Source organism: Vibrio sp. 970, from assembly GCF_033339075.1.
On record NZ_JAWOTW010000197.1, the window covers coordinates 1 to 806 of the forward strand.

The following is an 806-nucleotide window of genomic DNA, read 5'->3' on the forward strand; positions in this document are numbered from 1 at the left end:
AGGTGATAAACCAGAGCCCCAATAACCCCGTGACACTTTCGAAAAAAAAGAAAATACCAATAATGGTACAAACGGCATAAATCGAGTCAGATATATTTAAATATCTCCAAAGCTTGTTCTTATCAATCACTGCTTAAAATATTCCCTGAAATATAGCTGGTCACATTTTCTCCCGTGAGCACCGTTCTTTCACTAAAGTTAAGAAGCTTTAATCGATAAGCTGCCCCTTTTCCCATAGCAAAAGCCCAAGAAGGGTCGAAGTTAAGATCTGTCATTGAGTAGGCGATATCTCCAAATACAACATACTCCAAAGGCTTGAGATATGGATTAGCAATCAAAGCAACACCTATCACCTGCATCACATCCGAACGTTTATCTTGTGTTGCAGCCTCAATGTAATCCTGAAAAGCATCATCTTCCATGTCGATATTGGCATTTCTCATTAAGCATTCAGGCGTAGCGCAACTCGCTTTAAAACGCACATTAAACGATTCATCATTCACTACTAGATTGCGTCGATAACTGCCATCTTGAGAGAAATTATCAGCTTTTTCTGTCTGGCGTGACAAACGATTCTCTTCGATTTTTCTAAGCGCACCGCCCCCCTCAATGAAACCATTTTTGACCTGATGAATAAGATCATATCCAGTCTCATAGGAAACATTGCCCCCGTTGTACCCTTTCAAGATAACATCGAACGCTTCGCTAAATTCTTTTACCGCTTGGCTGTGAACCGAAGTTTCCAGATCCAATGCGGGAAGAAAAATTAATAATTCTTCAATCGCCTTTTGAGCTTCGACCTCTAG

General features: G+C 40.4%; 1 protein-coding gene. It reads right to left on the reverse strand.

Annotated elements, in window-relative coordinates; all coding sequences use genetic code 11:
- Window positions 1-122: 122 nt before the first annotated feature.
- The coding region (locus R7Q11_RS25645) for a hypothetical protein (protein ID WP_225466936.1) at window positions 123-806 on the reverse strand (684 nt) is incomplete at its 5' end.